At 51.5% G+C, this 4724-nt stretch carries 2 protein-coding genes, 1 tRNA gene and 4 pseudogenes; 4 read left to right on the top strand and 3 right to left on the bottom strand.

The window, feature by feature from the left end; all coding sequences use genetic code 11:
- Positions 1-220: 220 nt before the first annotated feature.
- Positions 221-940 carry an aldo/keto reductase gene (locus QZ506_RS00475; protein ID WP_291968307.1) on the bottom strand — a complete coding sequence of 240 codons (720 nt, stop codon included), beginning with the start codon at positions 938-940 and terminating at the stop codon, positions 221-223.
- A 111-nt stretch (positions 941-1051) separates the two neighbouring features.
- Between QZ506_RS00475 and QZ506_RS00480 the strand changes: the two are divergent.
- From QZ506_RS00480 to QZ506_RS00490, 3 genes and pseudogenes are all read left to right on the top strand, one after another.
- Positions 1052-1405: pseudogene (locus tag QZ506_RS00480) on the top strand (LysR family transcriptional regulator); the annotation flags it as partial.
- Positions 1406-1578: 173 nt separating this feature from the next.
- Positions 1579-2130 (top strand): annotated as a pseudogene (locus QZ506_RS00485) (LysR substrate-binding domain-containing protein); the annotation flags it as partial.
- Positions 2131-2251: 121 nt separating this feature from the next.
- Positions 2252-2337 (top strand) — tRNA-Leu (locus tag QZ506_RS00490).
- 80 nt (positions 2338-2417) lie between these two features.
- Here the strand turns inward: QZ506_RS00490 and QZ506_RS00495 are convergent.
- Together QZ506_RS00495 and fucO are read right to left on the bottom strand one after the other, a co-directional pair.
- A complete protein-coding gene (locus QZ506_RS00495; RefSeq protein WP_291968308.1) occupies positions 2418-2708 on the bottom strand; it encodes a DUF1435 family protein in 291 nt (96 codons plus the stop codon).
- Positions 2709-2857: 149 nt separating this feature from the next.
- Positions 2858-4009 (bottom strand): annotated as a pseudogene (gene fucO / locus QZ506_RS00500) (lactaldehyde reductase).
- 636 nt (positions 4010-4645) lie between these two features.
- On the opposite strand from fucO, the pseudogene QZ506_RS00505 reads away from it, so the two are divergent.
- Positions 4646-4724: pseudogene (locus tag QZ506_RS00505) on the top strand (IS1 family transposase); the annotation flags it as partial.

Raw genomic sequence — 4724 nt, forward strand, 5'->3', positions numbered from 1 at the left:
AGAAACTGCGAATGGAGAGGAGGTTAAAAGAGTTAAGTCCCGGAGTGATCGATACGACGCGAATCAGTGATCGACCTTTCATGCGAAATCGTGATCGATTGTCATGCGAATCACTGATCGATCACGATGCGAATATGCAGGAATGGCGGGATGTATGCAAGAATGACTGTTTTAAGTGGGTTATCAGTGACCTGACAGCGTGTTTTTGTGCTCATCGCTGTTAGCGGAGATTATTAATGGTAGCCATGCTCTCCGTGCCGTAACTATCGCCCGCTGCTGCGGCGAAGGGGAAGATGGCTTCAATCGCTGCCAGTTCCTCTGGTGTTAGCTGAACGTCCAGTGCGGCGATATTCTCTTCCAGATAGCGACGGCGTTTAGTGCCCGGAATTGGCACGATATCGTCACCCTGCGCCAATACCCATGCCAGTGCCAACTGCGAAGAGGTGACGCCTTTTGCTCGCGCCAGTTTTTCTACTTGCTCAACCAGCGCTAGGTTTTTGGCAAAGTTATCCCCCATAAAGCGCGGATTGGTGCGGCGGAAATCATCCGGAGCCAAATCTTCCGGGCTGCGTAACGTACCGCTCAAAAAGCCACGCCCGAGCGGGCTATAGGGGACAAAACCAATCCCCAAGCGGCGGCACGCCGGGAGGATCTCCGCTTCCACATCGCGCGTCCAGAGAGAATACTCCGTTTGCAGCGCGGTAATCGGGTGTTCACGGTGTGCGCACTCCAACAATGAAACCGGCGCTTCACTTAATCCTATATAGCGGATCTTGCCGGCGGTATCCAGCAGCGTGACGCCCAGTTCCAGCGCGCGGTGCAGCGTGGTGATCTCCTCTTTTTCATCCTGCGCGGTCGAGTAAAAATCGCTCATGCCCATGCAGCCAAGCCCGATGCTGGAAACCAGCGGTCCTGTTTTGCCAAGTTGACGTTGTTGCATTGTATGTTCTCCCTCGCTCGTAAGATGGAAGCAGTGTGATTGTTCAGAGAATAAAGATAAATAGCGGATAATGTGCAACACTGTTCAAAAATCACCAACAATTGGGGGGCGATGGATCATATTCAGGCGATGCGCACCTTTGTGCGAATTATCGAACTGGGCAATTTCAGTCGGGCAGCCGAAAAGCTGAATTTACCGCGTACTACCGTCAGCCATACGATCAAGCGACTCGAGGCACGCCTCGGCGTCCGACTGTTGCTGCGCACCACGCGTCAGGTACAGGTGACGGCTGAAGGCGAGATTTACTATCAGCGCTGCCTACGATTGCTGGCGGAAATAGACGAAACGGATACGCTGTTCTCACGCCAGAAATTGCGCCCTTCCGGGCGCATTCGTGTCGATATGCCACACTCACTGGCGCGTGAGATTGTGATTCCCGCACTGCCGCAGTTTTATCAGCGCTACCGGCTTTGTTGAGTAATAGTGATTCATGCTGTTTTGCCAAGCCAGTTTTGGTAGAAAATGCTTGTCCCCTCAGGTGTACAGCTTTCTCATGAGGCCTAACTGCATGATTTTGCGTTGCGATGATTCTTCGTTTCACTGGACTGCCAGCATAAAATATATTTATTCAACAAAGCCAGCGCTACCCCGAGATCACGCTGTGTCTGAGCGCTAATGATGCAGCGATCGATGTGCTGCGCGAGGGCGTAGACTGCGTGCTGCGGGCCTGGCAGGTGGAAGATGAATCGTTAATTGCACGCCATTTGCCCGCGTTGGAGCAGGTAACCTGTGCGTCTGCAGACTACATTGAGTGCTATGGCATGCCACAAACGCTGGATGATTTAGCCACACATCAGGCAGTAGGCTATTTTTCTCAGCGCACGACTCGCCACTATCCGCTGGATTTTATGTCACAGGGGGTGTGCGAGCAGCGAACTCTGCACAGCCAGATTGATGTCAGCGGGGCGGATGTCTACGTGGCGGCGTGTCGCGCCGGGTTGGGAATGATCCAGTTTCCGCGCTATGGCGTACGGCACTGGATGGAAAGCGGTGAACTGGTGGAGGTTCTACCTGAGATGCCGCCACCGGATATGCCGTTGTACATAATGTACCCTTCCGGGCACTTCCTAGCGCCGCGCGTCAGCGTGTTTATCGATTGGCTGCGGGAGTGCTTCGCGCGTCCCTTATAAGGTCAATATGACGATTTTTGCAGCAAACCCAGCACCCAAGCGGAAATAATCATTGACGTTGTTGAGAAAATCTCTAGAATTCGCCCCCGTGGTGACACGATGCAGATCGTGTGACGGCGTTGCGAAGGTGGCGGAATTGGTAGACGCGCTAGCTTCAGGTGTTAGTGTCCTTCGGACGTGAGGGTTCAATTCCCTCTCTTCGCACCATTTCTTAATGCTTTTCCCTTCTTTTTTATTTCTTCGTGTCGATCAAACATTTTTCTTGGTACTGCATGACGTATTGTCCGTTATGGCCACGTCGTTTGGAATGCCACCACCAACGCGCTCAATCCGCCCGCCAGTGCAATGCAGGAAGGCAGCAGCAGGTAATGGCGCAAACGAGGATGGAACAGCATGACGGCGGTCGCCAGTAGCGCAATCGCTACGATCAGCTTCCAACTGTTGAGTTGAAGATCGAGCAGAACAAGCAATGGCATCAGTGCGGCGGGTAGCAGAATACCCCAAGCACTGCTCAGGCGTTTACCCAGACACCAGCTGGCACTCCATAACCCGCATGCAGTAATCATTGCGGTTAGCATGGCTGCGCTCCTCTATGGATGACGAAACTCATAAATGATAATGATAACCACTATCATATGTGAATTTATATCATTTACGGACAGGCGTAAACCCAAGCAAGCGATGCCGGGGGAGTGGAGATAATGAAGGGAAACCAGCGGAGAGAGAATCAGTAGATTGACTGATATAGCGCCTTGATTTGCTCCAGTGTCACATCACGTGGGTTGCCGCCGGTGCAAACATCGTCGAAAGCGGCCTGCGCCAACGCCGGAATATCCTCTTTTTTCATGCCCACTTGACGCAGACGTGCTGGGATATCCACATCCTGAGAAAGTTGCTTCACGGCGGCAATGGCGGCTTCCCGCGCTTGCGCGATCGGCATCTCTTGTGCACTCGGGACGCACATTGCAACGGCAATCTGGCGGAATTTATCGTCGGTGTAGTCAGCATTGAACGCCATGATATGAGGCAGCAGGATTGCGTTTGCCACGCCGTGCGGGGTGTCATAGAAAGCGCCCAACGGGTGTGCCATACCGTGAACCAATATCAGACCCACGTTGGAGAAGCCCATGCCGGCGACATACTATCCCAAGGCCATTGCCTCCACGCCTGCGGCATGGCCTGCCACGGAATCACGCAGCGAACGGCTGATGATTTCGATAGCCTTCAGATGCAGCATGTCGGCCAGCTCCCACGCGCCTTTGGTGGTAAAACCTTCAATCGCGTGCGTCAAGGCATCCAGGCCGGTTGCCGCCTTCAGTGAGGCGGGCATACTGGCCATCATGTTGGCATCGATAAACGAGACGATAGGAATGTCATGCGGATCGACGCAGACGAATTTGCGACGTTTTTCTTCGTCGGTGATCACGTAGTTAATCGTAACATCGGCAGCGGTGCCTGCGGTGGTCGGGATCGCGAAGATTGGTACGCTGGGACGACGTGTGGGCGCAACGCATTCCAGACTGCGTACATCGGCATATTCCGGGTTGTTGATGATGATACCAATTGCCTTACAGGTATCTTGTGGCGAACCGCCGCCAATAGCGATCAGGTAATCGGCCTGCGCGGCCTTGTAGCGCTCAATACCTGCGGTCACCACGCGAATAGTGGGATTAGGCACTACGTCATCGTAAACCTCGTAGGGCAGGCCCGCTTGATCAAGCAGAGTGATGACTTTACTCACCACAACATATTTCACTAGGTCTTTGTCAGTGACGACCAACGCTTTGTGGAAACCACGCCGGGTTATCTCTTCCACGATATGGTTAACCGCCCCCGCACCAAAATACGAGGTTTCTTTAAGGATCATTCTTTGGGTCATCGTCGTAATATCCATAACATTTATTATGTTAAATGGGTGCTGAAAAGGGCCGGGTAGCGCGAGCGATCGGGGCGGGAGACGCCCTCATGGTGCGAAATATTAATCCTCATAGCGTTAGCTTCTATGCCATCAATAACGGAAAGACCGTGATGCATCGCTGATAAATGGATATTACACTTTTAATTAGTATGGGTATGTGGCAGGAAAATTGCCTTCCCCTCGTTGCCATCAGTGGTGACGCGGTGGCAGTGAGCGCAAGGTGGGTGTGATCGTCGTCATCTTTAGCGTTTTTGGCACCATGACATAATCGTAGCCTTTGGTTGAAATAATCTAATTTCAGCCATTTTTTGCATTACAAAAACTAATCTATTGCAAGTATCATTGTGGCGATCATTCTCTAATGATGCGAATGTTTGTGTCATAATTTTTGTTTAAAATTTCTATTGTTGGTGTTTTTTTCTAATTAATGATTTTAATTCGGCGGGTTTCGTTATCTTGTGCTCTGTCGCTCTTTTTGTCTTTCACGGCTGATATATAGTTTAACTTATGACAAAGGGTGTGGTAGCCCTGTGTAAGGGTCGTGTATTCAATATGTTGATTGCAGTGTGAAATGTCCGGTTTTGGATGTGGAATACAGTGGCTAAAGTTGATGTAAGATGCCCGTTTTGTGAACAGACATCTCCTGTGAAAAAACACGGTTATGGCAAAAGTGGCC

Source organism: Candidatus Symbiopectobacterium sp. (assembly GCF_020054415.1).
GTDB lineage: Bacteria > Pseudomonadota > Gammaproteobacteria > Enterobacterales > Enterobacteriaceae > Symbiopectobacterium.

What these genes read in the sequence shown, in the direction of transcription:
- QZ506_RS00475 (WP_291968307.1), bottom strand. Translation starts at nt 940, where the DNA reads ATGCAACAACGTCAACTTGGCAAAACAGGACCGCTGGTTTCCAGCATC.
- QZ506_RS00495 (WP_291968308.1), bottom strand. Translation starts at nt 2,708, where the DNA reads ATGCTAACCGCAATGATTACTGCATGCGGGTTATGGAGTGCCAGCTGG.